Origin of the sequence: Micromonospora sp. Mcm103 (assembly GCF_024519755.1) — a bacterium.
In the GTDB taxonomy this organism is placed as follows: Bacteria; Actinomycetota; Actinomycetes; order Mycobacteriales; family Micromonosporaceae; genus Micromonospora; species Micromonospora aurantiaca.
On the sequence record NZ_JALJRJ010000010.1, the window covers coordinates 150,659 to 175,579 of the forward strand.

A 24,921-nucleotide genomic window follows, 5' to 3' on the forward strand; every position below is an offset into this window, starting at 1 on the left:
GCTCACCCGCGGCTCCTCGGCACGACCAGCTCGATCTCGGTGCCGGCGCCGGGCGCGGACACGATCCGCACCTCGCCGCCCAGGTCGGTCACCCGGCCCCGGATGGACTGCGCCACCCCGAGCCGCCCCTGCGCGGCGGCCTCCGCCAGCCGCCCCTCCGGGATTCCCGGCCCCTCGTCGCGTACCGAGACGGTCACCGTCTCCTCCTCGTCCTCGATCAGCACCCAGGCCCGCCCGCCGGCGTGCCGGGCCACGTTGTCGAGCGCCGCGCCGACCGCGGCACCCAGCTCACCGGCCGCCCGCGCCGGCAGCGGCACCGGTGTGGCGGGCGCGGACACCACGACGGTGGCCGAGGCGTACCTGTCGATCAGGTCGCGCAGGTCCTGCTCGTCCCCGGCCCGATCCGGTGGCGCGCCCGTCCGGCCGATCAGCGCCCGCAGCGCCTCCTCCTGCTCGCCGGCCAGCCGGGCCAGCTCGGCCGCCTCGCCGTCCAGGTCCGCGCCGCGCCGCCGGACCAGGGCGAGCACCTGGAGCACCGAGTCGTGGATGTCGCGGGCCAGCCGTTCCCGCTCCCGGGTGGCCGCCTCCAGCTCCACCGCCCGCTGCAACCGCTCCTCCGCCTGCACCGCCAGCCGAGCCACGTGCCCGACCACCACGCCGGCGAGCAGCATGAGGATCGCGCCGGTCAGCGCGGACGGGCTGATCCGGTCCCGGGTGGCGAGGTCGGCACCGCCGAGCACGATCGCTGCCACCGCGCCACGTCGCCGCCCGCCGGAGACCGCCCAGGCGAGCACCGGCCCGGCCAGCCAGGCGGCGGTCAGCATCGGCACCCCGGCGGCGAGCGCCGCGCGGCCCACCACCCACGGCGTGACCAGGATGATCGCCAGCACCACGCAGAGGTCGGCCAGGAGCAGCGGCCAGCGCCGCCCGGCCGGACGGCCGTAGCCGGCCGCCGTCACGCCGCTCCAGGCCAGCATCGCCAGCAGGACACCGCCCGCGGCGACCGGGTGTGCGTAACGGTCCGCGTCGCGCAGCACGACCAGTCCGACGTACGCGAGCGCGGCGAAGCGGAACACCGCTATCGATCGCCAGAAGGGGCCCTCGAGGCCGGAGGACGACGGCATGTGGGCCACCCTGTCACAGCCGGTCCAGGCCACCCCGGGCGGTGCGGTCCGAGAAACCCTGACGTACGGTGGAAATGCCGCGAAAGTCGTCGAGGAGCATCGTCGGGACGGGGTCATGACAGACGCAGAACTCCCCGCACCGCGTACGGTTGTGCCCATCGAACCTTCCCTGCTTCTCGCCACCGCCTTCGACCAGGCGCAGGTGACCGGGCTGCGGCACTCGGTCACCTCCTGCGCGCACGGCTCTGGCCTGTCCGGCCAACGGCTGGACGACTTCGTGCTGGCGGTCAACGAGCTGATCACCAACGCGGTCCGCCACGGCGGCGGGCAGGGCTGGCTACGGCTCTGGGAGCGGAACGGCGAACTGGTCTGCGAGGTCGCCGACCACGGGCCCGGGATCAGCGAACGGCGGCTGCGCGACCGCGAGCGGCCCGCGCCGGACACCGCCGGCGGCTGGGGCCTCTGGCTGGCCCGGGAGCTGAGCGACACGATGGAGGTGGAGAGCGGCGACGCCGGCACCGTCGTCCGGATCACCGCCGCGCTCGCCACCCGCCAGCCCGTCACCGGCCCGCTGGACGGCTGACCCGCCACCGTCAGGCGAACAGGGCGCTCACCGACTCCCCGTTGTGGATCCGCCGCATCGCCTCGGCCAGCGCCGGCGCCACCGACAGCACCTCCAGCTTCGGCACCCGCTTCTCCGCCGGGATCGGCACCGTGTTGGTGCAGACGATCTCCAGGACGCCCTCCTGCCCGCTCAGCCGCTCCAGTGCCCCGCTGGAGAACAGGCCGTGCGTACAGGCCAGCCGGATCGAGCGGACCCGCCGCTCGCGCAGGTGCGAGATCAGCTCGATCACCGTGCTGCCCTTGGCGATCTCGTCGTCCAGCACGATCACGTCCCGGTCCGCCACGTCACCGATGATCGTGCTGATCTGCACCCGGTCGTCGCTGAAACGCTGCTTCGCGCCGGCCGCCACCGGCGTACCGAGCATCCGGGCGAACGCGGCCGCCTCCTTGGCGTTGCCCAGGTCCGGCGAGACCACCACCGCGTTGCTCAGGTCGTACCCCTTGAAGTGGGCGGCCAGCTCGCGCAGCGCGTGCAGGTGGTCCACCGGGACGCTGAAGAAGCCGTGCACCTGCGGCGAGTGCAGCGTCATGGCCAGCACCCGGTCCGCGCCCGCGGAGGTGAGCAGGTCGGCGACGAGCCGGCCACCGATGGAGATGCGCGGCGCATCCTTCTTGTCCGACCGCGCGTACGCGTAGTGCGGCAGCACCACGGTGATCCGCGCGGCCGACGCACCCCGGGCCGCGTCGATCATGAGCAGCAGCTCGACCAGGTGCTCCTGCACCGGCGGCACCAGCGGCTGGATGAGGAAGACGTCGCGCTCCCGGCAGTTCGCCTGCAACTGCACCTCCAGGCAGTCGTTGGCGAACCGGGACACCCGCACCGGGTGCAGCGGGACGTGGAGGTGGGCGCAGATCTCGGCGGCGAGGTCGGGATGGGCCGACCCGCTGAACACGGCAATGTCACGCACGTCTGATGATCGTACGGGCCGCCGGAGGGAGACGGTGGACGCTCGCGGCGGGTACGGTGCTGCCGTGACCGCAGAGTTCGTCGCCGCCATCGACCAGGGCACCACGTCCTCGCGCTGCATCGTCTTCGACCGGGCCGGTGAGATCGTCGCCGTGGCCCAGCGCGAGCACCGGCAGATCTTCCCCCGGCCCGGCTGGGTGGAGCACGACGCCGAGGAGATCTGGACGAACGTCGAGCACGTGGTGCGCGAGGCGCTGGCGAGCGCCGACATCGGCACCGAGTCGCTGGCCGCGGTGGGCATCACCAACCAGCGTGAGACCACAGTGGTGTGGGACCGGGAGACCGGCCGCCCGGTGGCGAACGCGATCGTCTGGCAGGACACCCGCACCGGCCCGCTGCTGCGCGAGCTGACCGAGACGTACGACGAGGAGCGGCTGCGGGCCCGCACCGGCCTGACCCCGGCCACCTACTTCGCCGGGCCGAAGCTGCGCTGGCTGCTCGACCACGTCGACGGGCTGCGCGAGCGGGCCGAGCGCGGCGAGGTGCTGTTCGGCACCATGGACAGCTGGCTGATCTGGAAGCTGACCGGCCGGCACGTCACCGACGTGACGAACGCCAGCCGCACCATGCTGATGGACCTGGAGACGCTCGACTGGGCCCCGGAGCTGCTCGACGCGCTGCGCGTCCCGGCCGCCGTGCTGCCGGAGATCCGCAGCTCGGCCGAGGTGTACGGCACCGCACAGGGGGTGCTGGCCGGGGTGCCGGTGGCGAGCGCGCTCGGCGACCAGCAGGCGGCGCTGTTCGGGCAGACCTGCTTCCAGCCCGGCGAGGCCAAGTGCACCTACGGCACCGGCAGCTTCCTGCTGCTGAACACCGGTGCCAGCCCGGTGCCGTCGCGGCACGGCCTGCTCACCACTGTGGCGTACCGGATCGAGGGCCAGCCCGCCGTGTACGCGCTGGAGGGCGCCATCGCGGTCACCGGCTCGCTGGTGCAGTGGTTGCGCGACAACCTCGGCCTGATCTCCTCCGCCCCGGAGGTCGAGGAGCTGGCCCGCACCGTCGACGACAACGGCGGCTGCTACGTGGTGCCGGCCTTCTCCGGCCTGTTCGCCCCGCACTGGCGCAGCGACGCCCGGGGCGTGATCGCCGGGCTGACCGGCTACATCACCAAGGGGCACCTGGCCCGCGCGGTGCTGGAGGCGTCGGCCTTCCAGACCCGGGAGGTGGTGGACGCGATGAACGCCGACTCCGACGTGGCGCTGCGCCGGCTGCGGGTCGACGGCGGGATGACCGGCAACGAGCTGCTGATGCAGTTCCTCGCCGACGTGCTGGACGTGCCGGTCGTCCGGTCCCGGATCACCGAGACCACGTGCCTCGGCGCCGCGTACGCCGCCGGCCTCGCCGTCGGGTTCTGGCCCGACCTGGCCACGCTGCGGGAGAAGTGGCGCTCGGACGCGCAGTGGGAGTCGACGATGGACCCGGCGCACCGGGAGCGCGAGCTGCGCCAGTGGCACAAGGCGGTCCGGCGCACACTCGACTGGGTCGACTGAGCGTCAGGCCCAGGTGTTGCCGGTGAGCTTCTCGTACACCTCGACGTAGCGGGCCCGGGTCGCCTCGATCACCTCGGCCGGCACCTCGGGGGCGGGCGGCTGCTTGTCCCAGCCGCTCGCCGTGGCCCAGTCCCGCACGTACTGCTTGTCGTAGGAGAACTGGGCGCGGCCCGGCTGGTACGACTCGGCCGGCCAGAACCGGGACGAGTCCGAGGTGAGCACCTCGTCGCCGAGCACGAGCGTGCCGTCCGCCGCCCAGCCCAGCTCCAGCTTCGTGTCGGCGATCAGGATGCCCCGCTCGGCGGCGATCTCCGCGCCGCGCCGGTAGACGTCGATGGTGATCTGCCGCAGCCGCTCCGCGACCTCCGGCCCGACCTTGTCCACCACCTGCTCGTACGTGATCGGCTCGTCGTGCTCGCCCTTCGGCGCCTTGGTCGACGGCGTGAAGATCGGCTCGGGCAGGATCGACGCCTCCACCAGGCCACGGGGCAGCGGCACCCCGGAGACCGAGCCGGTGCGCTGGTACTCGGCGAAGCCGCCACCGGTCAGGTAGCCCCGGGCCACGCACTCGACCGGCACCATCTCCAGCCGCCGGCAGCGGATCGCCCGGCCGGCGAACTCCGCCGGTACGTCCGTCGCGGAGATCACATGGTTCGGCACCAGGTCGGACAGCTGCTCGAACCACCACAGCGACAGCGCGGTGAGCAGGCGGCCCTTGTCCGGGATCGGGGTCGGCAGCACCACGTCGTAGATGGAGACGCGGTCGGAGGCGACCAGGATCAGGTCCGCGCCGTCGGCGTAGACGTCCCGGACCTTGCCCGAGTGCAGAAGTTCCACGGCGCTAGTACACCATGACCGGCGCGGACCGCCCGGCGCGCCCACCGCCGTCCCGCCCGGCGTTGACACCCGGCCGGGGGCCGGTGAAATGATCCGTCCACCCGACCTTCGGAGAGAGACCCGTGCGCGCTCCGCAGTCCGTACCCCGTCCCGGGATCGACCGGCGACGGTTCCTGGGCGCGCTCACCGGGCTGCCGCTCGCCGCCGGCGGGCTGCCGCTGCTCGCCGGGTGCAGCCCGGAGGAGGTGGCCGCCGACGAGGGCCCGATCGAGCTGTCCGTGTTCTGGTGGGGCGGCGCCCGCCGGGCCCAGGCCACCGAACAGGCGCTGCGGCTGTACTCGCAGCAGAACCCGCGGGTCAGCTTCCGGGTCACCTGGCAAGGGCTGGGCGGCTACTACGACCGGCTCGCCACCCAGGCCACCGGCGGGAACGCGCCGGACCTGTTCCAGATCGACGACACCCTGCTCGCCGAGTACGCGGGCCGGGACATCCTGCTCGACCTCACCCGGTACGTCGCCGACGAGCGGCTCGACCTGCGCGAGGTGCCGGAGCAACTGGCCCGCTACGGCCGGGTGGACGAGCGCACGGTGGGCGTGCCGGCCGCGCAGACGAGCGCGGCGCTGGTGTTCAACCGCCGGCTGCTGCGCCGCCTGGGCCAGCCCGAGCCGCGCACCGGGATGTCCTGGAAGGAGTACGTGGCCTGGGCCGCCCGCGTCACCCGCGCCTCCGGCAACCGGGTGGCCGGCACCATGGACGCCTCCGGCGACTACCGGGCGTTCTGGCTCTGGCTGCGCGGCCAGGGCAGCGAGCTGTACCAGGGGCGGCAGCTCGGCTTCAGCTCCGCCGAACTGCTCGCCTGGTTCGAGTTCTGGGAGGTGGCGCGCTTCGACCGGGCCACACCGAGCGCCGCCCTGGTCGAGCAGGCCGACAGCGGCGAGCTGGCCCGCCAGCTCGTGGTCACCGGGCACACCGCGGCCTCCTTCGCCTGGTCGCATCAGCTGCCCGAGTTGCAGAGCCTGACCGACGACGAGCTGGGCGCGGTGGCCTTCCCGGGTACGCCGGCCGCCCAGTGGCCCCGGGCGTCGATGTACTGGGCCGGTTTCCGGGGCACCCGCCACCCGGAAGCCGTGGTGGACGTGCTCGACTTCCTGACCACGAACGTGGCGGCCGGCCGGCTCCTCGGCGTCGAACGCGGCCTGAACGCCAGCAAGCAGGTGCGCTCGTTCGTCGCCGCGGAGGTGACCGGCCGGGCCGAGAAGAGCATGGCCGCGCTCGGCGCCGAGCTGGACGACCTGGCCGGCCCGTCGCCCGCGCCGCCGCCCAAGGGGCACGCCGCGGTACGCACGCTGCTGATCGAGGCGGCCGAGAGCATCCGCGGCAAGCGGGCCGGCGCCCGTACCGCCACCTCCCGCTTCATGGCCCAGGCGAACGCCGCCCTCGCCGGCTGACCCACCCCTCCCCACCCCGCCCGGCGTGGGCGGGGTGGGCCGGGGATCAGCGCGGGGGCCGGTTGCGGCGGCCGCGCGTCAGCAGCACCACCAGCAGCACGATGCCGCCGACCACCACGAGGCAGCAGAGCAGGCCGAGGAAGCCGAAGCCGCCCCGGGAACGCCGGCGCGCCGCCTCCACCACGATCTCGCCGGTGCCGGACGACGCCCAGGCCGCGACCGGCACGAAGACCGACAGCACGACCGTACCGAGGACCGCGCCCAGGCGGCCCCACCACTTGTTCCATGCAGACATGACCCCATCCTCGCCGAGGCCCGCAACCAGGGCACGGCGGACAGCGAGGATGTCGCCGGACACGGCGAAGGGCCCCGGAGAGAACTCCGGGGCCCTTCGTCACGAGTAGCGGGGACAGGATTTGAACCTGCGACCTCTGGGTTATGAGCCCAGCGAGCTACCGAGCTGCTCCACCCCGCGTCGGCTCGTAAAGCTTATCGCACTCCGTTCCTGGAGATCAGCCGGGTACCCGGAATCCCCGCCTCGGGCGCCGCACGACGATCCGACGTCTCGCCGGGCGAGGTCGAACCCGAGACACTCTGGTCGAAAACGATATGACTGAGAGTCATAACTATGACTCACAGTCATACGCGTCTCGGGACTTCTCTTCTGCCGGGCCGGTCGCGGACCGTGGGCCATGGCGTGCGACCCGCACATGGGTGCGTAGGACACCCGCGAGAACGGCGAAGGCCCCGGAGAGAACTCCGGGGCCTTCGTCACGAGTAGCGGGGACAGGATTTGAACCTGCGACCTCTGGGTTATGAGCCCAGCGAGCTACCGAGCTGCTCCACCCCGCGTCGGCTCGACAACCGTAGCGCACCGACCCGCGGAGGCGCAAAACGGGTACTCGGTTAGGGCGAAGAACGCCCGGTCCGGGATCGTGGTCGGGAGTCCGTTTGACGACACGAGCCCGTGGTCCGGTTGACCGTTGCGGTCCCGGACCACGGGCTCGTGGTGTCAGTTCGGCGTCAGCCGCCCGGTGACGGCGCGGGTGACGTCGGCGCCGGTGGCGAGACGCTGCCCGACGGCGCCGGGTTGCCCGAGCCGTTCGCCGCGGCCTGGGCCTGCTGGAACGCGCTCATCGCCTCGTCCAGCGCCTTCAGCGCACGTCCGTACCGCTCGAAGTCGCCGGACGCCTGCGCGGCCTTGACCTCGCCGATCGCGGTCTGCACCCGGGCGGCCGCCTGGGCCAGCTCCCCGCTCATCGGCGGCGTGTTGTTGTCACCCCCGGTCGGCGACGGCGACGGCGTGGGCGTCGGGTTGTCGTCGGTGCTGGGCGGCGGGTTGTTGTTCGGTGCCCGCTTGCCCTGCTCGACGAGCTGCTTGATGCCGTCGCCGAGGTTGTTGGCGAGCACCACGTACGAGCCGCCGTCACCGTAGGAGAGCAGCACCTTCTGCAACAGCGGGTACGCGTCCTGGCTACTGCTCTTCACGTACACCGGCTCGACGTAGAGCATGCCGTCGGCGAACGGCAGCGACAGCAGGTTGCCGTACTGCACCTGCGCCTGGTTCGAGGAGAGCAGGTTCAGCTGCTGCCGGATGTCGCCGTTGTTGGTCATCTGCTGGTGCACCTGCGTCGGACCGGAGATCCGGGTCTGGTCCGGCAGCTCCAGCACCTCCAGCTTCGGCTGCCCGTCGACGTACGACCCGGAGACCAGCGCCGCGAGGTTCTGCCGGCCGTTCGGAGTCACCGCCGAGGTCAGCTGGAAGCGTGGCCCGTCCTGCCCGGGGAACTGGGTGAACAGGTAGTACGGCGGCTGCTTCTGCCCGCTGTCCGGCGCGTCCGGCACGTTCGGCACCTGCCAGAAGTCCTGGCCGGAGTAGAAGTCGCCGGGGTCGGTGACGTGGAACTTGGTCAGCAGGTTGCGCTGCACCTTGAACAGGTCGGCCGGGTAGCGGAAGTGCTCGGCCAACTCGGCCGGGATGTCGCCCTTGGGCAGCACCAGATCACCGCCGAACGCCTTGTTCCACGCCTTGAGCACCGGGTCGGTGTCGTCGTACGAGTAGAGCTTGACCGTGCCGTCGTACGCGTCGACAGTCGCCTTCACCGAGTTGCGGATGTAGTTGACGTTCTCCCGGGCGAGCTGGAACGTGCCCCGGCCGGTCAGCTCGTCGGTCGTCTCGGCCTGGAGGTTGACCCGCTCGGCGTACGGGTAGGTCGCCGCCGTGGTGTAGCCGTCGATGATCCACAGGACGCGCCCGTTCACCACCGCCGGGTACGGGTCGCCGTCGAGCGTGAGGAACGGTGCGACCTTCTCCACCCGGTCGCGCGGGTTACGCACGTACAGCAGCTTCGAGTTCTCGTTGACCGCCTCGGAGAGCAGGAAGTTCGACTCCTGCTCCTTGATCGCGTAGAGCAGCCGGCGCGGGAACGAGCCGATCTTGACGCCGCCCTCGCCGGTGTAGGTGTAGTACTGCTCACCGCCGGTGGAGGTGGGCCGGTCGAACTCGACGTTGCGGTCGCCGTTCTGCCCGACGATCGCGTAGTCACTCGCCTCCATCCGCTCGCCGTAGTAGATCCGCGGCTGCTGGGCCGGGATCTCCTCGGTCGGCGAGGAGCACGCCTCCTGCGCCTTCTCGCCGAGGTAGCCGGAGACGAAGTACGGCTGGCCGCCGCAGACCACCTGGTTCGCCGGGGCGGCCACCAGGCCGTACCCGTGGGTGTAGACGGTGTGGCGGTTGATCCAGTTGCTCTGCTGGTCGGTCAGCTCGCCGTAGTTGATCTCACGGACGCCGACCACGTAGTCGGAGGTCTTGTCCTTGACCGAGTACCTGTCGATGTCCAGCTTCGAACCGAAGTCGTAGAAGCCGCGGACCTGCTGCAGCTGCGTGTACGTCTCGGAGACGAGCTGCGGGTCGAGCAGCCGGATGTTCGACACCACCGAGGTGTCGGTGGCGAGGCTGGCGGGTGGAACGAGGTTGCTGGCCGCGTACGGTGTGGTCTTCGTGCCGTCGAGACCGAACGCGGACCTGGTCGCCTTGATGCTGCGTTCGATGTACGGCGCCTCCTTGTCCCGGGCGCTCGGCTTGACCTCGAACGTCTGCACGGCCCACGGGTAGATGCCGCCGATCGCCACCGCGGAGACGCCCAGCAGGGCCAGCGAGATGCCCGGCCAGACCAGGTTCCGCATGACCGCGTTGGAGAACACGATGATCGCCAGCGCCACCACGATCGAGATCCAGGCGAGGATCTCCTTCGCCGGGAGCAGCGCGTTCACGTCGGCGTAGCCGGCGCCGTAGAGCTTGGCGCCCTCGTTGTACTCCAGCAGCATGGCCCGCCGGTCCAGCACGTAGGCGACGGCCTTGAGCAGCACGAACACGGCGACCAGCGAGCTGAGGTGGGCGCGGGCGGCGTTCGTCATCCGGTCGCCGACGCCCTGGAGGCGTACGCCGCCGAAGATGTAGTGCACGGCGAGCGCGCCGAGCAGCGACAGCACCACGGCGGTGAAGCCGACGCCGAGCACGTAGCGCCAGAACGGCAGCTGGAAGACGTAGAAGCCGACGTCGACGCCGAACTCCGGGTCCTTCACGCCGAAGTCACCGCCGTTGCGGAACAGCAGCCACTGGCCCCAGCGGCTCTGCGCGGAGAGGCCGGCGAACAGCCCGACGACGGCGGCGGCCAGCGCGATCCAGGTGCCGAGCCGGGGGCTCAGCAGCATCCGGTAGCGCTCCAGGGTGGCCTGCTCGGCCGAGTGCGGGCGCATCTTGGGCCGCAGCCGGTGGGCCAGCCAGAGGTTGCCGCCGACGAGCAGCGCCATGCCGGCGCCGACCACCAGGAACAGCAGCAGGCGGGTGGCGAGCACGCCGGTGAAGACCTGGGTGTAGCGGACCTCGTCGAACCACAGCCAGTCGGTCCAGGCGTTCACGCCCCACCCGAGGAGGGTGAACAAGATGAACACCCCGATCAGGACACCGATGGTGACGCGTCCGCGCCGGCTCATCCTCGGTAAGGGACTGCTACGCATGACCACTGTTGGCTCCGCACGCTCGATGTGATCGGCTCCGACCAGGCACCAAGAGTACGGGGTGTTCCTGAGCACGTCGGGTCAAGGTCACGTCACGATCCGCGCCGTGACCGCCGCCCGGCCCGCGTCAGCAGCGCGTCGGCTGTCCCCCGGCGCGCAGCGTCTCGAGTGCCGTCAATGCCTCACTCAGCGTGGCGACCTTCAGCAGCGGCAGGCCCGGCTGCGGGTTGCGGACCGCCTCCGCGCAGTTGTCGGCGGGCACCAGGAACGCCTTCGCGCCCGCGTCCTTGGCGCCGACCAGCTTCTGCGCGATGCCGCCGATCGGGCCGACGCGACCCTCGTCGTCGATGGTGCCGGTACCGGCGATGATCTTCCCGCCGGTGAGGTCGGCCGGCTCCAGCTTGTCGATGATGCCGAGCGAGAACATCAGTCCGGCGCTCGGCCCGCCGATGTCACCCAGATCGATCTTCAGGGTGAACGGGTGCGGCTGCTGCTGGTCGATCTCCACGCCGATGCGCGGCCGGCCGTCCTGCTCGCGGCTGGTCACCGTGGCCGTACCCGGGGTGCCGCCACGGGTGTAGCCGATCGTCAACGCGGTGCCCGCCGGCTTCGCCCGGATCAGCTCGGTGAGCTTCGCCGCGCTCGTCACCGGCACCCCGTCGACCGACGTGACCACGTCGTCGGGGCGCAGCACGTCGACCGACGGGCCGCCCGGCGTGACCGCCTTGACCAGCACCTTGATCGGGTAGCCCAGCTCGCGCAGCGCCGCCGTCTCGGCGCTGGTCTGCGAGTTCTGGAAGTCCTCCGCGTTGCGCTTCTCGACCTCCTCCTGCGACTCCCCCGGCGGGTAGACCAGCTCCCGCGGCACCACCGCCTCGTCCGAGGAGAACCATCCGGCAAGTGCCGACCGCAGCCGCACCGTCGGCTGCACACCGACTGTGGTGAGCCGGAGCTGACCGGCGGAGGTGGACGTCGCGCGGCCGGTCACCTGGATGACCTCCTTGCCGTCCTCGCTGCCCAGCGTGTTCACCGTCGGACCCGGGCCGAGCACCACGTACGGCAGCGGCACGCTCAGCACGCCGATGCTGAGCAGAGCGGTGAGCAGGGCACCGAGGAGGACGGTCACGCCGCGACGTCTCATGGGCCAGAGCGTACCGATCCGTCCCCTGCCATCCGGCGCGGTGACCGGCGGACTTCGCCCTCAGCGCAACGCCGAGTGGCACGACCTGCGGCGGGGCCCGCGTACCGTAGACGTCGTGCCTGATATTCCGTTCGGCTTCGCGCTCCCGGGTGGTCAACCACCAGACCCCAACGATCCCGCGGCGATGCAGCAGTTCATGTCGCAGTTGCAGCACCTGCTCTCGGCGCCGGGCAGCGGGCCGGTCAACTGGGACCTGGCCCGGCAGGTAGCCGCCAGCCAGCTCGCCGCCGCCGGCGACCCGGCGGTGTCGCCGTTCGAACGCAACGCGGTCGAGGAGGCGCTGCGCATCGCCGACCTGTGGCTGGAGCCGGCGACCTCGTGGCCCTCCGGCATCCGCACCTCGGTCGCCTGGAACCGCAACGAGTGGATCTTCAAGACGCTCGACGTGTGGCGCAAGCTCTGCGACCCGGTGGCCAGCCGGATGGTCGGCGCGATGGGCGACCTGGTGCCGCCGGAGGCCCGCGCCCAGCTCGGCCCGATGCAGTCGATGGTCGCCACGCTCGGCGGCGCCCTCTTCGGCGGCCAGCTCGGCCAGGCGCTCGGCTCGCTCGCCGCCGAGGTGCTCTCCGCCGGTGACATCGGCCTGCCGCTCGGCCCCGCCGGCACCGCCGCGCTCGTTCCCGCCAACATCAAGGTGTACGGCGAGGGCCTGGAACTGCCCGAGGACGAGGTACGCCTCTACGTGGCCCTGCGCGAGGCCGCCCACCAGCGGCTGTTCCAGCACGTGCCGTGGCTGCGCGGGCACGTGCTGACCGCGGTGGAGAACTACGCCGCGGGCATCCGGGTCAACCGGGAGGCGATCGAGGAGGCGATGGGCCGGGTCGACCCGACCGACCCGGAGTCGATGCAGGCGATCGCGCTGGAGGGCATCTTCACGCCCGAGGACACGCCCGCCCAGAAGGCGTCGCTGGCCCGGCTGGAGACCGTACTGGCCCTGGTCGAGGGCTGGGTCTGCCACGTCGTCGACAGCGCCGCCGGTGACCGCCTCCCCAACGTGGTACGCCTCGGCGAGGCGTTCCGCCGCCGCCGTGCCGCGGGTGGCCCGGCCGAGCAGACGTTCGCCGCGCTGGTCGGCCTCGAACTGCGGCCCCGCCGCCTGCGTGAGGCGACGGTGCTGTGGGCGGCGCTGACCGAGCACCGCGGCATCGCCGGGCGGGACGCGGTCTGGGGCCACCCGGACCTGCTGCCCTCCGACGACGACTTCGCGGCCCCGGAGGCGTTCGCCACGACGAGCACCGATCTCGACGACGAGCTGGCGAACTTCGACTTCTCCGCCCCCGGCGCCCCGGAGGAGAAGTCCCCCGGCGAGGACGACGACAAGCGCTGACGCGGCCTCCCACCGTCGATCTTGGAGTTGTGGCGCCCAGGATGTCCCGAGTGCGGCTTCCGTGAGGTGCCACAACTCCAAGATCGGCGAATCGGCGGCCTCGTGGGTGCGGCGTGCGGAGGGGGCGTGGCGGGCGGGGTGTCAGACGGGGCGGCCGGACAGCAGGGCGCGCGTCGCCTCCCAGCCCTCGACGGCCGGATCGAGGGCGGCCAGGTCCGCGGGGCCGCGCATCCGGTGCCAGCCGGCGGTGACCGCCACGTCGCCCGGGCTCGGCGCCGCCCGCCGCACCTCGGCCGGCGCGGTCGCGTCCAGGTCCAGCGCCGGCAGCCATGCCGGTACGGGCAGTCGCGCCGCCACTCCCAGCAGCCCGGTTCCGTCCCCCTCGACCGGGGCCACCGCCACCGGCCGGGTGGTGAGCGGCCGGAGCAGCTTGCCGAGCGTCAGCCCGGGCACGTCCGGCGCGTCCGCCGCCACCACCGCGACCTGGTCGTAGCCGCCCGCCCCGTCATCGCGGGCCGCCTGGTCGCCGATGATCGCCGCGAACACCGCGTTCGGCGTCGGCTCGGGCACCTCGTACACCTGGGTGCCGGGCCAGACCACCGCGTCGGCCAGCCATCGGTCGCGGGCGGTGACCGCGACGGCGGTCTCGACCTCGTTCAGCGTGGCGAGCAGGTCGACCACGTCCTCGGCGAGCGCGGTACGCCATCGCGCCGGATCGACTCCGGGCGGCGTCCACGTCACCGGGCCGAGCAGCGCCACCACCACACGTCGCGACATTCGCCGACCTTAACCCCACCCGCCGGAGTCCGTTCACGATCATGAGGTTGGCGGTGACGAAGCGGACGAGACGCCGGGCCAACTTCATGATCGACCGCGGTGGGCGATGGGCGGTGGTCAGGGGACGGCGGCGGTGGCTGCCACGCCCTCCAGGTAGCCGCGGGCACGCTCCGACCTGGGGTAGCGGGCGACCAGCGCCCAGAAGTCGGCGTTGTGGCTGGGCACGATGAGGTGCGCCAGCTCGTGCAGCAGCACGTAGTCGATCACCCAGTCGGGCATGTCCTGGACCCGGTGCGAGATCCGGATGGTGCGGTCGGCGGGCGTACAGGAGCCCCAGCGGCCGTTCTGGTTGGTCACCCAGCGGACGCTCGCAGGAGCGGCGGCCGACCCGTGTTCGGTCAGGTAGAGGTCGATCAGGCGGGTGGCGCGGGCGAGCAGTTCGGCGTCCGAGCGGGCCAGCCGGCCCTCCCGGGCGGCGAGCCGGGCGAGCATCCGGTCGACCCACTCGCTCTCCTCGGCCCGGGAGAACTGGTCCGGGATCAGCACGACGACGCGCTCACCGTCCCGGTACGCGGACACCGTGCGCCGCCGACGCTGGCTGCGCCGCACCTCGACGACGGGCTTCCGCGTCACGGCCATTACCGGTCCGCGCAGCCTCGGTTGACTGTCACGATGGAAAGCTAATGCGTACTGACCAGGACTCCGCAAGAGTCAACACGACGACACGCGCCCGGAAAGTGGCGGTTGATTGTCAGGAGTCCGGAAAAAATTCTTTGCGACGGTAGCTGACCATCACCTGACCGGCCCTGTTCACGTTAAGTGATCTACGACGAGTGACAGTCGGCGGGGCCACCCGAAGCGGATCTGGGTGCATTCATCCGGCGTGTCCGCGCGAAACTGACTTATCCGACGTTACTCGGCATGCACACTCTCGACGTCGACTTGCTCACAGAGTCGGCGCACAGCTGACATGGAACTGCCCGTACCTGGGTAGGGTCCGCCAACCACGGTCAGGTGACTGACCGCGGAGAACCCCCCGGCGCCGGTGCCACGCGTGGGCCGCCGCAGGGAGACCGCCGGGACACCTCCGGCGGACGAGACGAGGAGGCTACCGTGGCCGACCAGGCCCAGACCTACAACGGTTACTGCGTGAAGTGCAAGGAGAAGCGGGACTTCGAGGGGCACGTGGAGGTCTCGAAGACCGGCATGAACATGGCCAAGGGCAAGTGCCCGGTGTGCGGCACAACAGTGAACCGCATCCTGGGCAAGGCCAAGGTCTGACCCGTACGGCAGACACCGGGGAGGGCGGCCGTCGGCCGTCCTCCCCGGTCGTGTAGCCGACAGAGTTACCGGCTAGTTGTGGAAAACCGGCGAGAACCTGTGGACAACGCTGGCCACGGCTCGCCGCACCTGTGGACAACGAGCGACGGAGCGCGCGGAGACGGTCACGATCAGTGGCGTGACCGACCCGACACCGCTCGTCCGTCCCGTCCTGCTCCCCGGCCTGACCCGGCTCTGGCGCGACCGGCACACGCTCCAGCTCGGCGAGCCGCCCGGCCGCGCGGTGCTGCTGGAGATGTCCTCGCCCGGGACGGCCCGCCTGCTCGACCTGCTCGACGGCACCCGCAGCGAACGCGCCGTGCTGGCCGAGGTGCGCGCCGCCCGGGTCCCGCCCGACGAGGCACGCGCCCTGTTCGACACGCTCCGGGACGCCGGGCTGGTGGTGCCGGCGCAGGCACTGCTCCCCCGTGACCTCGCCGGGACGACACGGGCCCGCCTGACCGCCGAGGCCACCGCGCTGGCGCTCGCGTCGCCCGACCTGCCCGGCACACCGGCCCGGCTACTGCGCCGCCGCCGCGACGCCCGGGTGCTGGTCACCGGCACCGGACGACTCGGCGCCGCGGTCACCGTCGCGCTGGCGCAGGCCGGCGTCGGGCACGTCGTACCCGATCTGGCCGGCCCGGTCGGCGCCGGTGACCTGGTCGGGACCGGCCTGACCGCCGCGGAGCTGGGCCGGCCGCTGGCCCTCGCGGTACGCGCGGCGCTGGAGCGGTGCGCGCCCGGAACGGTCACCGTCCCGTCGCGGGCGGCCCGGCCGGACCTGGTGGTGCAGCTCGGCGTCGACCGTCCGGCCGAGCTGCTGGCCACCGGGTACGCCCGCCGGCGCCAGCCGCACCTGCTGCTCGACCTGCGCGGCGGCGTACCGGTGATCGGCCCGCTGGTCCGCCCGCCCGTCGGTCCCTGCCTGCGCTGCCTCGACCTGCACCGGGGCGACCGGGATCCGGACTGGCCCGCGCTGGCCGCCCAGCTCGCCGCCGACCGGGGCGAGCGGGCCTGCGCCGCCGCCACCCGGCTCGCCGCGGCGGCCTTCGCGACGGCCGAGGTGCTGGCCCAGCTCGACGGCGCCCAGCCGGAGACGCTCGGCGGCGCGGTGGAGATCCGCGGGCCGGGCCGGGTCCGCTACCGACGGTGGCCGCCGCACCCCTCCTGCGGTTGCTGCCGGCGTCGCCCGATCCGGTCGGCCCCGGCCACTACCCGCCGCACGGCAGCAGCGGAGGCCCCGCGTCGGTAACAATGGCCGGGTGACCGACATCCCGCGCCGGGCCGTGTCCCGCACCGCCAAACTCGCCGCTCTGCCGCTCGGGTTCGCCGGTCGAACCGTCCTCGGCATGGGCAAGCGGGTGACCGGCCTCGCGTCCGACGTCATCTCCGCCGAGATCCAGCAGCGCACCGCCGAGCAGTTGTTCAGCGTGCTCGGGCAGCTCAAGGGCGGGGCGATGAAGTTCGGCCAGGCCCTGTCGGTGTTCGAGGCGGCGTTGCCCGAGGAGGTCGCCGCGCCCTACCGGCAGGCGCTCACCAAGCTTCAGGAGGCCGCGCCGCCGCTGCCGGCGGCGACAGTGCACAAGGTGCTCGCCGAGCAGCTCGGCCCGGACTGGCGTGACCGGTTCGTCGAGTTCGACGACACGCCGGCCGCCGCGGCCAGCATCGGCCAGGTGCACCGGGCGGTCTGGCGCGATCCGGGGTACGAAGCGGAGGGGGGTCCCCGGCACCGGGACGTGGCCGTGAAGATCCAGTACCCGGGTGCCGGTGACGCCCTGCTCGCCGACCTCAAGCAGCTCTCCCGGCTGGGCGGCATGTTCCGGGCCATCCAGCCGGGGCTGGACGTCAAGCCGCTGCTGGCCGAGCTGCGCGAGCGCATCACCGAGGAGCTGGACTACGAGCTGGAGGCGGAGTCGCAGCGGGCGTTCGCGGCCGCGTACGCCGACGACCCGGACATCTTCATCCCGGAGGTGCTCGACGCCGCGCCGCGGGTGCTGATCACCGAGTGGGTGGAGGGCATCCCGCTGTCGCAGATCATCCGGGAGGGCACCGAGGAGCAGCGGAACGAGGCCGGCCGGCTGATGGCCGAACTGCACCTGTCCGCGCCGGAGCGGGCCGGTCTGCTGCACGCCGACCCGCACCCGGGCAACTTCCGGCTGCTCCCGGACGGCCGGCTCGGCGTGATCGACTTCGGGGCGGTGGCCCGGATGCCGCAGGGCACGCCCGAGCCGATCGGCCGGATCGCGGCGCTGGCGCTGCGCGAGGACGCCGACGGTGTGGTGGAGGGGCTGCGCGCCGAGGGCTTCGTCAGCCGTACCGAGTCGATCGACGCTCCGGCCGTGCTCGACTTCCTGCGTCCGATGCTGGAGCCGATCGCCGCCGACGAGTTCCGTTTCACCCGGGCGTGGCTGCGCGCCGAGGCGACCCGGCTGGCCAGCCCGCGCTCGCCCGCCTACCAGCTCAGCCGGCAGCTCAACCTGCCGCCGTCGTACCTGATGATCCACCGGGTCACGCTGGGGTCGATCGGGGTGCTCTGCCAGTTGGAGGCGAAGGCGTCCTACCGGTCGATCCTGGAACGCTGGCTGCCGGGCTTCGCGCCGGTGGCCTGAGCGCAGGCCGGCCGGCGAGCGGGCGGGCCGGCCACGAGCACGGCGAAGGGGCGGTGACCGACTAGGTCACCGCCCCTTCCTCACGATCGTTCTACAGAACGCCCAGGTCGCGGGCCGACTGGCTGCGACTCCGCATGGCGACGGTACGGGCGGAACGGGTTGCCTCAGTGCTCGTGGTGGTGCGACCGGCCTGAGGCCGGCGCATTCGAGCCCTGGACAACGCTTCGTGGAGTAGTTGCATCTCGAATCCGTTCGGCAGGTTCAGCATCAGGGTTTCTCTTTCAGGTCGGCCGGTGGAGGGACACCGGCATCGGTCGGTTTCGGAACGTAGGTGTGTCAGGCTGCCAGCCGGACGGAGTTCCGCGACTCGGACAGCCCGCTGGCCGCCAGTCGCGCCTCCGCCTCGACCCGGAGCTGCGCGTCACGGGCGAGGTCCTCCTTGCGCGGACGGCCACGGGGCCGCTTGCGCGGGACGACCGCGCCACGCTCGAAGATCTCGCCGCCCCAGACGCCCCAGGGCTCGGCTCGCTCCACCGCCCCGGCCAGGCACTCGACGCGCAGCGGGCAGTCCCCGCAGAGCGACTTGGCCAGCTCGAGCTCGGCGGGCGAGTCGGAGAACCACAGGTCGGGGTCGAACTTCCGGCAGGGCAGGTTCGCCTCCACGTCGACGCTCACGTCGAGGGGGGCCAACGCCAGACTCATCCTCCGGTCACCTCTCTCTCACTTCGATCTCGTGGATCGCATTCCGACGTACTTCGGCGGGACAAAAAACTGAGGCCGCGGATCCCGGTATGCGGGTTCCGCGGCCTCGAGGTGAGCCGGTGGTCTGATGGATCAGACCGGTCTACCTCGAGGTGGAACACCGCGGACATCCGTGCGCTTCTTGGCGCCATCGATGCCCTTGCCCGCGAAGCCACTGGTCCCCTCGACTCCGGCGATCGGCGCAACGGTCAGGTTCAGCTCGGCCTGAACCGGGACCTGGTGCACCTGCGGAGCCGACGGTCGAGCAGCGAGGGCCACCCGGACGGCCGACAGCGGAGCGACGGCAGACGGCATCGCCGCGAGACGCTCATAGTTGAAGATCTTCACTGGTGCCACCTCCCTACTCTCCTCGTGCCGACCGTGGACTCATCCCTCTTGAGCAGCCAGAACGGCGCCGCTCGCGAGGTGTGTCATGAGGCTATTCCTCGCCCTCGGGGGAGGGCAAACGATTTACGGCTAGTTTTCAGAAGTTTTCTGTGGGCAGACGTCGTCCACCGTGGCACCGGCCACCAGGGCGAGCACCGTATCCCCGTAAAGCCCGACTTTTCGGGGCCCGATCCCGGCGATCGCCACCAGTTCCTCGGTGCGGCCGGGCTTCCGCTCGGCCAGCGCGGTGAGCGTGGCGTCGGTGAAGACCACGTACGCCGGCACCTTCTGCGCGCCCGCCACCCGCTGCCGCCACTCGCGCAGCCGCTCGTACAGCTCCTCGTCGATGTCGGACGGGCAGGTCGGGCAGCGGCCCAGTTTGCGGTCCGCGCCGGCGAGCAGCGTGGCGCCGCAGATCCGGCAGGAGACCACCTGCGGCCGGCGCCGCTCGGCCCGCCGCGTCGGCCCGGCGCCGCCGGCCCGCTCACCGCCGCCGGACCGGTCGAGCTGCGGCAGGAACCGCGACGGCCGCCGGGCCCGGCCACCCGGCGAGCGGGCCGTGGCGTACGACAGCCAGAGCCACTCCCGGGCCCGGGTGATCCCGACGTAGAGCAGCCGCCGTTCCTCCTCGACCTGCTCCATCGTCTTCGCGTACGTGGTGGGCAGCGTGCCCTCGGCCAGCCCGACCAGGAACACCGCGTCCCACTCCAGCCCCTTCGCCGAGTGCAGCGACGCGAGCGTCACGCCCTCGACTGTGGGCACGTGCTGCTGGGCGGCCCGCCGGGCGAGTTCCTCGGTGAACCCGGTCAGGCCCGGTTCCTCCTCGGCCTGCGCCGCGTACTCCTCGGCGAGCTGGACCAGCGCGGCGAGCGCCTCCCACCGCTCGCGGGCGGCGCCGCCCGGCGGGGGCGCGTCGGGCGCCCAGCCGACGGCGGTGAGCGCCTCGACCACGGCGGCCGGCAGCGGGGTCCCCGCGTCGGCCGACCGGGTGGCGGCGCGCAACGCGATCATCGCCTGGCGCACCTCGGGCCGTTCGAAGAACCGCTCCGCGCCCTGGAGCACGTACGGCACCCCGGCCTCGGAGAGCGCCTTCTCGTACGCCTCGGACTGCGCGTTGGTGCGGAACAGCACCGCGATCTCCCGGGCCGGGGTGCCGGCCGCGACGAGCGCCCGGCATCGGGCGGCGACCGCGTTCGCCTCGGCCGGCTCGTCGGTGAAGATCCGCAGGTCCGGTTCCGGGCCGGGCCGGCGCTGGCCGTGCAGTTCCAGCCGCAGCCGCGCCTCGGTGCCCCGGGCCTGCGAGATCACCGCGTTGGCGAGCCCGACGACCTGCGGGGTGGAGCGGTAGTCGCGGACCAGCCGGACCACTGTCGCGCCCCGGTGCAGGCGGGGGAAGTCGACCAGGTACGACGAGGTGGCGCCGGTGAACGAGTAGATCGTCTGGCTGGCGTCGCCGACCACAGTCAGGTCGTCCCGGCCGCCCAGCCACGCCTCCAGCAGCCGCTGCTGGAGCGGGTTGACGTCCTGGTACTCGTCGACCACGAAGTGCCGGTACTGGTTGCGCACCTGCTCGGCGACGTCCGGGTGCTCCTCGATGCCCCAGACGGCGGCGCGCAGCATGTCCTCGAAGTCGATCACCCCGTTGCCGCGCTTGAGCCGCTCGTACGCGTCGAACACGTCCGCCACCCGGGCCGGCTCGTACGGCGTCTCGCGCAGCGCCTTGGCCGCGGCGACCACGTATTCCCCGGGCTCGACAAGCGACGACTTGGCCCACTCGATCTCGGCGGACAGGTCCCGCGCGGCGGCCCGGTCGGCGCGCAGGCCGACCTTGGCGGCGGCGAGCGTGACCACCCGCACCTTGCTGTCCAGCAGCTCCGGCATGGCCCGCCCGGCCAGCAGCCGGGGCGCGAAGTAGCGGACCTGCCGCAGCGCCGCGGCGTGGAAGGTGCGCGCCTGCACCCCCTGCACCCCGAGCACGCCGAGCCGGCTGCGCATCTCGGCGGCGGCGCGGGCGGTGAACGTGACCGCCAGCACGTGCCGGCCGGCGATGTCGCCGGTCAGCGCCCGGTACGCGATCCGCGAGGTCACCGCCCGGGTCTTGCCGGTGCCGGCGCCGGCGAGGATGCAGACCGGGCCGGCCGGGGCGGTCACCGCTGAGCGCTGCTCCGGATCCAGCCCGGCCAGCACCCGTTCCGCCGCTGAGTGAACGCCCACAGCAGGGAATCATCCCAGCATCGTGTGACGTTGCAGCGGTTAGCCTGGCCTGATCGGACCGGGCGCGAGTCACCCCTTGGAGGATCAGACCATGCTGACGATGTATTCCACCCCGTGGTGCGGCTACTGCCACCGGCTGAAGTCGCAGCTCGACCGGGAGGGCATCGCGTACGAGGTGGTCGACATCGAGCAGGACCCGGCGGCCGCGGACTTCGTGATGAGCGTCAACGGCGGCAACCAGACCGTCCCGACGCTGCGCTTCGCCGACGGCAGCGCCCTGACCAACCCCTCGATCACCCAGGTCAAGCAGCACCTCGCGGCGCTGCCCGGCTGATCTCCCGCGACACCACGAGCGGCCGTACCCGGTCCGGGTGCGGCCGTTCGCCGTCGGTCAGGAGCCTCCGCGGCTGAGCACCCCGTCGTCGGCCGGCCGGCGTGGTGACGGGATCCGTACCGGCACGGCGACCGGCGCGGTCAGTCCGCGGCCCCGCCACAGGTAGAGGCCGGCTGCCGTGGTGACGGCACCGACGAGGGCGAACAGCAGCCGGTAGTCGAACACGCCGACGAGCAGCGCGCCGGTGCCGATGGAGAGCGCCTGCGGCCCGCTGACCAGGGCCTCGGACGCGGCGGTGACCCGGCCGAGCAGCCGCGGCGGCGTCCGCCGCTGGATCAGCGTGTTCAACCCCACCATGGTCAGCGGCAGCGACAGGCCGGCCAGCAGCAGCGCCACCACCCCGAGCCACAACCGGGGGTACGCCAGCGCCAGCGCGGCCGGTCCGAAGAACGTCACGCCCGCCGCGAGCGCGCCGACCTCGCCGAACCGGCGGACCACTGCGGCCGAGAACAGGCCGCCGACCAGCCCGCCGACGCCCTGCACCATGACCAGCACGCCGACGAACGCGGCGTCGCGGTGCAGGCCCAGATCGACGTACGCGAAGATCAGCGACTCGGTGAAACCCATCACCAGCGAGCCCAGCCCGTACCCGAGCAGCGCCCGGCGCAGCGCCGGTTCGCCGGTCAGGTGGCGCAGCCCCGCACCCAGTTCGGACGGCCCGCGCCGATCGGGCCGTGCCGGCGTGCCCTCCTCCACGCGCAGCCGCGCGACCACCGCCGCCGCGGTGACGAAGCCGGTCATGGCGAGCAGGACCAGCAGCCAGCCGCCCACGGCGGCGTACACGCCCGCCCCGGCCAGCGGCCCGATCAGCCGCAGGCCCTGCCGGACGGTCTGGAGCAGCCCGTTCGCGTCGGCGAGCAGGTCGGGCGGAACCAGGTGCCGGATCAGTCCGTTGAGTACGGCGGTGAGCGTGATGTACGACAGCCCGTAGAGCGCGGCGACCACGTAGATCACCCAGACGTCGGACCTGTCCCGGACCGTGAGCAGCGGGCCGAGCAGCACTGCCGCGACCAGGTTGGCGGCGATGAAGAACTGCCGCCTGCGGTAGCGGTCGACCACCCAGCCGACCAGCGGGGCGAGCGCCATCGGCGCGATGACCGCGAAGATGGTCGCCCCGGCCATGCTGTCCGAGCCGGTCAGGTCCTTGACCCAGACGGCCAGGGCGAGCAGCAGGACCGACTCCGCGGCCATGCTCGCGACGAGCGCGGCGAACAGGAGACGGAAGTCGGGGCGGCGCAGGACGGTGCGCATCAGGTCCCTCCACGGTCCTCTTTTTGTCTCGTGACACGCCCGTGCCGGAGCCTCCGACGCCGGTCGCGCCGTCCATACTGACCGTGGGGGGCGAATTTCATACAGTTACCGTCGCGTCAAGCGACGGTCGACGGGAAAGAGGACGCCGTGCCTCCTGCCGCACCAGGCCCGATTCTGCGCCGTCGTCGACTCGGCATCGAGCTGCGTCGGCTTCGCGAACAGGCCGGTCTGACCGGTGACCAGGTCATCGAGCGGATCGGCTGGGCATCCGCATCCAAGTTGTCCCGTCTGGAGAACGGCCGCAGCCGCCCCGACCCGGACGACGTGGACGTGTTGCTGACGCTCTACGGCGCCGACGAGGAGCAGCGCGCGGAGCTGACCGGGATCACCCACGAGGCCGGCGACATGCGCGGCTGGCTGCGCAACTTCCCGGTGATGACCCAGCAGCAGCGCGCCTTCGCCGAGCTGGAGGCGGGTTGCGCGGAGATCTCCGAGTACAACCCGGTGCTGGTGCCGGGTCTGTTGCAGACGCCCGGGTACGCCCGGCACCGGATCATGTCCGCCGCGCAGGTCGCCGCCGAGGCCGGCGACCCGGAGACAGAGGATCCCGAGACCGAGGTACGCGCGCGGCAGGCCCGCCAGTCGCTGCTGACCCGCTCCCCCGACGTGCCCCGCTACACGGCGGTGCTGGAGGAGGCGGCGCTCGGCCGCCGGGCCGGGCCGCCGGAGGTGCTGCACGAACAGCTCGTCCACCTGTGCGAGATGGCGCTGCTGCCGAACGTGACGCTGCGTCTGCTGCTGCGGGACACCCGGGTCGGTGACTGGTACCTTCCGCCGACCGCGTTCTCGGTCTACCGGTTCGCCGATCCCCTCGATCCGGAGACACTCGCCATCGAAGGTGGGTTCACCGACGTCATGTCGACCGAGGCAAACACCCTAAATCGCTATAAAGTGGTGTTCGAGTGGCTATGCTCGTCGGCACTCTCCGCATCGGACACCCTCTCCTGGTTGATCGAGGCGACGGGACGGCTGACCGGCACGGCAGTCGAGTCCTCGGTGGCGTACGGGCCGGCAACGGCGCCGGCCCAGCGTCGCCGGGACTCGGGGCGCCTCACCACGGAACGGTGATCCGGCACGGACACCGCCCGCGCTCCGGCGTCGCTCGGTCCCATCGGAGCACCTCACCAGGAGCAAGCACCATGAACGAGATCCACACCAGCACGACCGCCCGCTCGGGACGGCTCGCCGGCGCCGCCTGGCGCAAGAGCACCCGCAGCCAGACCTCCAACTGCGTGGAGGTCGCACCGCTCGGCTCCGGGCCGGGCACCGTGGCGCTGCGGGACAGCAAGGACCCGAGCGGACCGGTCCTGCTGTTCGACCGGGCCGGTTGGCTCGGCTTCCTCGCCGGCACGAAGAGCGGTCAGTTCGATCTGGACTGATCCGGCGAATCACGGGGGGCCGTCGGCGCGAGCCGGCGGCCCCTCGCGCGTCCATCCCCGACAACGGTGCTGACCTGGGATCCCCCGATCGGTCGAGCTGGCGCGTTCCCCTTGCCGGGCGGACACATCGGCGTAACATGACGCGGGAGTGACGTGGAAGTTCCAGCGTGTAACCGCCGATTGTCCGGGGGACACCATGCGGTTCCTGATCGTCCGCACCGAGATCCGCACCGCCGCCGACGCCGACATCGCCGCCGCCTGGGCCGGCGGAGGCCGCCTGCGGGACGAGACGTGCACGCCCGAACCCCGCCGCCAGGTCGTCCACGCCGAGGACCGGGACGCCGCACTCCTGCTCGCCCGCGCACTGTCCGCCGTCGGTGCGGTACGCGCGGGCCGGCACCGGGTCAAGGTGCTGCCGATCGCGGAACCCACCCCCGGGCACCCGTACCGCTGGGACGGTGGATGACCGGACGCTGACGTCCGTCGTGGCCGGACCGGCCTCCCCCGCCGTTTCCCGCCTCACCCGGCCTCGACGGCACGTGTTCCCGGCCCGCGACCGTCGCGGCAACGACGGTCCGGGTCGGGGCCGCGTCCCCGCCCCAGGCCCACCCGGCCCGAGTCCGCCCGGCCTCGCCAGTTCGGGGAGGTGGCTGCATCCCACCGCCCCCGACCACGCCACTTCCCCGAACTGGCGCCACCCACCAGCCCGAAACACCCCAACCCGACGGGCGGGCGGGCGGAACCAGTGCGG

At 72.3% G+C, this 24,921-nt stretch carries 23 protein-coding genes and 2 tRNA genes; 11 read left to right on the top strand and 14 right to left on the bottom strand.

Features of this window, described 5'->3' with window-relative positions:
- Positions 1-2: 2 nt before the first annotated feature.
- Positions 3-1,124, bottom strand: a complete 1,122-nt coding sequence (gene macS, locus OC439_RS15080) for a MacS family sensor histidine kinase (protein WP_262013957.1) — start codon at positions 1,122-1,124, stop codon at positions 3-5.
- Positions 1,125-1,239: 115 nt separating this feature from the next.
- Here macS and OC439_RS15085 point away from each other — a divergent pair, with 115 nt between their 5' ends.
- Entirely contained in the window at positions 1,240-1,707 is a 468-nt protein-coding gene (locus OC439_RS15085) for an ATP-binding protein (protein WP_262013958.1), read from the top strand.
- A gap of 10 nt (positions 1,708-1,717) precedes the next feature.
- Here the strand turns inward: OC439_RS15085 and OC439_RS15090 are convergent, their stop codons facing one another.
- Positions 1,718-2,656: a ribose-phosphate diphosphokinase gene (locus OC439_RS15090; RefSeq protein WP_262013959.1), complete on the bottom strand. Its 939-nt coding sequence runs from the start codon at positions 2,654-2,656 to the stop codon at positions 1,718-1,720.
- 64 nt (positions 2,657-2,720) lie between these two features.
- Between OC439_RS15090 and glpK the strand changes: the two genes are divergently transcribed.
- Positions 2,721-4,205 carry a glycerol kinase GlpK gene (glpK, locus tag OC439_RS15095; protein WP_262013960.1) on the top strand — a complete coding sequence of 495 codons (1,485 nt, stop codon included), beginning with the start codon at positions 2,721-2,723 and terminating at the stop codon, positions 4,203-4,205.
- A 3-nt stretch (positions 4,206-4,208) separates the two neighbouring features.
- Here glpK and OC439_RS15100 read toward each other — a convergent pair whose 3' ends face one another.
- Positions 4,209-5,042 carry a phosphoribosylaminoimidazolesuccinocarboxamide synthase gene (locus tag OC439_RS15100; RefSeq protein ID WP_262013961.1) on the bottom strand — a complete coding sequence of 278 codons (834 nt, stop codon included), beginning with the start codon at positions 5,040-5,042 and terminating at the stop codon, positions 4,209-4,211.
- Between the two features lie 122 nt (positions 5,043-5,164).
- Between OC439_RS15100 and OC439_RS15105 the strand changes: the two genes are divergently transcribed.
- On the top strand, positions 5,165-6,490 hold the full coding sequence (locus tag OC439_RS15105) for an ABC transporter substrate-binding protein (protein ID WP_262013962.1): 1,326 nt from the start codon (positions 5,165-5,167) through the stop codon (positions 6,488-6,490).
- Positions 6,491-6,536: 46 nt separating this feature from the next.
- On the opposite strand, the gene OC439_RS15110 is transcribed toward OC439_RS15105, so the two are convergent.
- The 5 genes from OC439_RS15110 to OC439_RS15130 all read right to left on the bottom strand — a co-directional run bounded on the left by OC439_RS15110 (position 6,537) and on the right by OC439_RS15130 (position 11,651).
- Positions 6,537-6,785 (bottom strand): hypothetical protein, encoded by a 249-nt coding sequence (locus tag OC439_RS15110; protein ID WP_210900112.1) that lies wholly within the window; start codon positions 6,783-6,785, stop codon positions 6,537-6,539.
- 106 nt (positions 6,786-6,891) lie between these two features.
- Positions 6,892-6,965, bottom strand: a tRNA-Met gene (locus OC439_RS15115).
- A 303-nt stretch (positions 6,966-7,268) separates the two neighbouring features.
- A tRNA-Met gene (locus OC439_RS15120) sits at positions 7,269-7,342 on the bottom strand.
- A gap of 171 nt (positions 7,343-7,513) precedes the next feature.
- The gene (locus OC439_RS15125; RefSeq protein ID WP_262013963.1) at positions 7,514-10,510 is read right to left on the bottom strand and encodes a UPF0182 family protein; all 2,997 of its coding nucleotides are present in this window, start codon (positions 10,508-10,510) and stop codon (positions 7,514-7,516) included.
- Positions 10,511-10,637: 127 nt separating this feature from the next.
- A complete protein-coding gene (locus OC439_RS15130; RefSeq protein WP_194800479.1) occupies positions 10,638-11,651 on the bottom strand; it encodes a PDZ domain-containing protein in 1,014 nt (337 codons plus the stop codon).
- A gap of 115 nt (positions 11,652-11,766) precedes the next feature.
- On the opposite strand from OC439_RS15130, the gene OC439_RS15135 reads away from it, so the two are divergent.
- Entirely contained in the window at positions 11,767-13,038 is a 1,272-nt protein-coding gene (locus tag OC439_RS15135) for a zinc-dependent metalloprotease (protein WP_091423230.1), read from the top strand.
- A gap of 141 nt (positions 13,039-13,179) precedes the next feature.
- Here the strand turns inward: OC439_RS15135 and OC439_RS15140 are convergent, their stop codons facing one another.
- Both OC439_RS15140 and OC439_RS15145 read right to left on the bottom strand, forming a co-directional pair.
- Positions 13,180-13,815 carry a hypothetical protein gene (locus OC439_RS15140; RefSeq protein ID WP_262013964.1) on the bottom strand — a complete coding sequence of 212 codons (636 nt, stop codon included), beginning with the start codon at positions 13,813-13,815 and terminating at the stop codon, positions 13,180-13,182.
- Between the two features lie 117 nt (positions 13,816-13,932).
- Entirely contained in the window at positions 13,933-14,454 is a 522-nt protein-coding gene (locus OC439_RS15145; RefSeq protein ID WP_262013965.1) for a M48 family metallopeptidase, read from the bottom strand.
- A 474-nt stretch (positions 14,455-14,928) separates the two neighbouring features.
- On the opposite strand from OC439_RS15145, the gene OC439_RS15150 reads away from it, so the two are divergent.
- From OC439_RS15150 to OC439_RS15160, 3 genes are all read left to right on the top strand, one after another.
- Positions 14,929-15,096, top strand: a complete 168-nt coding sequence (locus OC439_RS15150) for a DUF5679 domain-containing protein (protein WP_007464795.1) — start codon at positions 14,929-14,931, stop codon at positions 15,094-15,096.
- A gap of 178 nt (positions 15,097-15,274) precedes the next feature.
- Positions 15,275-16,387, top strand: a complete 1,113-nt coding sequence (locus OC439_RS15155) for a TOMM precursor leader peptide-binding protein (protein ID WP_262013966.1) — start codon at positions 15,275-15,277, stop codon at positions 16,385-16,387.
- A gap of 10 nt (positions 16,388-16,397) precedes the next feature.
- Positions 16,398-17,744, top strand: a complete 1,347-nt coding sequence (locus tag OC439_RS15160; RefSeq protein WP_135241920.1) for an ABC1 kinase family protein — start codon at positions 16,398-16,400, stop codon at positions 17,742-17,744.
- A gap of 336 nt (positions 17,745-18,080) precedes the next feature.
- Here the strand turns inward: OC439_RS15160 and OC439_RS15165 are convergent, their stop codons facing one another.
- The 3 genes from OC439_RS15165 to OC439_RS15175 form a co-directional block, all read right to left on the bottom strand.
- Positions 18,081-18,446, bottom strand: coding sequence for a WhiB family transcriptional regulator (locus OC439_RS15165; RefSeq protein WP_194800474.1), 366 nt, complete (start codon positions 18,444-18,446; stop codon positions 18,081-18,083).
- A 132-nt stretch (positions 18,447-18,578) separates the two neighbouring features.
- Positions 18,579-18,833: a hypothetical protein gene (locus OC439_RS15170; protein ID WP_262013967.1), complete on the bottom strand. Its 255-nt coding sequence runs from the start codon at positions 18,831-18,833 to the stop codon at positions 18,579-18,581.
- 129 nt (positions 18,834-18,962) lie between these two features.
- Positions 18,963-21,086, bottom strand: a complete 2,124-nt coding sequence (locus OC439_RS15175; RefSeq protein WP_262013968.1) for an ATP-dependent DNA helicase UvrD2 — start codon at positions 21,084-21,086, stop codon at positions 18,963-18,965.
- A gap of 91 nt (positions 21,087-21,177) precedes the next feature.
- Between OC439_RS15175 and OC439_RS15180 the strand changes: the two genes are divergently transcribed.
- The gene (locus tag OC439_RS15180) at positions 21,178-21,420 is read left to right on the top strand and encodes a mycoredoxin (RefSeq protein WP_091422205.1); all 243 of its coding nucleotides are present in this window, start codon (positions 21,178-21,180) and stop codon (positions 21,418-21,420) included.
- A 57-nt stretch (positions 21,421-21,477) separates the two neighbouring features.
- On the opposite strand, the gene OC439_RS15185 is transcribed toward OC439_RS15180, so the two are convergent.
- Positions 21,478-22,836, bottom strand: coding sequence for an MFS transporter (locus OC439_RS15185; protein ID WP_315985936.1), 1,359 nt, complete (start codon positions 22,834-22,836; stop codon positions 21,478-21,480).
- Positions 22,837-22,878: 42 nt separating this feature from the next.
- Between OC439_RS15185 and OC439_RS15190 the strand changes: the two genes are divergently transcribed.
- The 3 genes from OC439_RS15190 to OC439_RS15200 all read left to right on the top strand — a co-directional run bounded on the left by OC439_RS15190 (position 22,879) and on the right by OC439_RS15200 (position 24,636).
- On the top strand, positions 22,879-23,859 hold the full coding sequence (locus OC439_RS15190) for a helix-turn-helix domain-containing protein (protein ID WP_262013969.1): 981 nt from the start codon (positions 22,879-22,881) through the stop codon (positions 23,857-23,859).
- Between the two features lie 71 nt (positions 23,860-23,930).
- The gene (locus OC439_RS15195; RefSeq protein ID WP_194800470.1) at positions 23,931-24,170 is read left to right on the top strand and encodes a DUF397 domain-containing protein; all 240 of its coding nucleotides are present in this window, start codon (positions 23,931-23,933) and stop codon (positions 24,168-24,170) included.
- Positions 24,171-24,366: 196 nt separating this feature from the next.
- On the top strand, positions 24,367-24,636 hold the full coding sequence (locus tag OC439_RS15200) for a hypothetical protein (RefSeq protein ID WP_262013970.1): 270 nt from the start codon (positions 24,367-24,369) through the stop codon (positions 24,634-24,636).
- The last annotated feature ends 285 nt before the right edge of the window (positions 24,637-24,921 follow it).

Excerpts from the sequence above, each read along its gene's own strand:
- OC439_RS15180 (WP_091422205.1), top strand. The coding sequence starts at position 21,178 with ATGCTGACGATGTATTCCACCCCGTGGTGCGGCTACTGCCACCGGCTG.
- OC439_RS15140 (WP_262013964.1), bottom strand. The coding sequence starts at position 13,815 with ATGTCGCGACGTGTGGTGGTGGCGCTGCTCGGCCCGGTGACGTGGACG.
- OC439_RS15110 (WP_210900112.1), bottom strand. The coding sequence starts at position 6,785 with ATGTCTGCATGGAACAAGTGGTGGGGCCGCCTGGGCGCGGTCCTCGGT.
- OC439_RS15200 (WP_262013970.1), top strand. The coding sequence starts at position 24,367 with ATGCGGTTCCTGATCGTCCGCACCGAGATCCGCACCGCCGCCGACGCC.
- OC439_RS15085 (WP_262013958.1), top strand. The coding sequence starts at position 1,240 with ATGACAGACGCAGAACTCCCCGCACCGCGTACGGTTGTGCCCATCGAA.
- OC439_RS15125 (WP_262013963.1), bottom strand. The coding sequence starts at position 10,510 with ATGCGTAGCAGTCCCTTACCGAGGATGAGCCGGCGCGGACGCGTCACC.
- OC439_RS15165 (WP_194800474.1), bottom strand. The coding sequence starts at position 18,446 with ATGAGTCTGGCGTTGGCCCCCCTCGACGTGAGCGTCGACGTGGAGGCG.
- macS (WP_262013957.1), bottom strand. The coding sequence starts at position 1,124 with ATGCCGTCGTCCTCCGGCCTCGAGGGCCCCTTCTGGCGATCGATAGCG.
- OC439_RS15130 (WP_194800479.1), bottom strand. The coding sequence starts at position 11,651 with ATGAGACGTCGCGGCGTGACCGTCCTCCTCGGTGCCCTGCTCACCGCT.
- OC439_RS15195 (WP_194800470.1), top strand. The coding sequence starts at position 23,931 with ATGAACGAGATCCACACCAGCACGACCGCCCGCTCGGGACGGCTCGCC.
- OC439_RS15145 (WP_262013965.1), bottom strand. The coding sequence starts at position 14,454 with ATGGCCGTGACGCGGAAGCCCGTCGTCGAGGTGCGGCGCAGCCAGCGT.